This is a genomic window from Campylobacter sp. BCW_4323, assembly GCF_001763115.1.
GTDB classification, from domain to species: domain Bacteria; phylum Campylobacterota; class Campylobacteria; order Campylobacterales; family Campylobacteraceae; genus Campylobacter_D; species Campylobacter_D jejuni.
The window spans coordinates 1-843 of record NZ_MJYC01000012.1 but is presented as its reverse complement, the minus strand read 5'-3'; the positions used below and the strand labels follow the sequence as shown (position 1 = coordinate 843).

The following is an 843-nucleotide window of genomic DNA, read 5'->3' as shown; positions in this document are numbered from 1 at the left end:
TCTTATAAATACTTGTTTTGATAGTAAAGAAATAACATTGGATAATGATATTAGTAGGGTAGGATTGAATGATGCATTTAGTAAAAGAACTATTGATTTTGTATTTTAAAACATTAGTCTAACACTTTAAGTGGGGCTTTGATATATTGCGATATTAAATATAAAGACAAATTATCTTTTAGCCCTAATGAAATTTATACCTTTAATGCCCCTAGTGTTTATGGTTGGAATTTTCCTAATATAGCTATATTTTAATTTTTAAAAAAGTAGAATAATTTTATTAAAAATATTAAAAAGGAAAATAAATGAATACATTAAAGAAAATTTATATCATTTGGGGGATGTTTTGGACTATTGGACTTGGAATTTTTGTGCCTACAGCACATGGATTTGATAGTATGGATTTTGTGGATTTTTTCATACTTGCTTTACAATTTATAGCTATAATTTGGTTGCCTCCATTACTCATTTTTAATATTGTATATTTTGTGATAAAAAAAGAAAGAAAATATATTATAAATACATTATGGATATTATTGTATTATCCTATAGCTTTGATATTGTATTACATGTTTTATTATCATAACAGTTTTTATGTTACATTATATATTTTTTTATCATTATTTAAATAAAGGATAATTTTGAAAGAAAAAATCGATAAGCTAAGAGATTATGCCGAGCTTGCACAAGCTAGTTATTTTTATTTTGATTTAGAAGATTGTATATTGCAAGAAAATGAAACTATTATTACCTTAAATGAGCTTTTAAACTTAAGCTATAATGGCAAAATAGCTGGAAAAAAAGAAAAAGTCGGATAAAATATAGTTTTATTATAAAGGTGAA

2 protein-coding genes are annotated in these 843 nt (G+C 23.5%); both read left to right on the top strand.

Annotated features, from left to right (window positions below):
• Positions 1-305: 305 nt before the first annotated feature.
• Positions 306-632 (top strand): hypothetical protein, encoded by a 327-nt coding sequence (locus tag AJN60_RS00455; RefSeq protein ID WP_038845773.1) that lies wholly within the window; start codon positions 306-308, stop codon positions 630-632.
• A 9-nt stretch (positions 633-641) separates the two neighbouring features.
• Positions 642-818 carry a hypothetical protein gene (locus AJN60_RS09650; protein ID WP_002871628.1) on the top strand — a complete coding sequence of 59 codons (177 nt, stop codon included), beginning with the start codon at positions 642-644 and terminating at the stop codon, positions 816-818.
• The last annotated feature ends 25 nt before the right edge of the window (positions 819-843 follow it).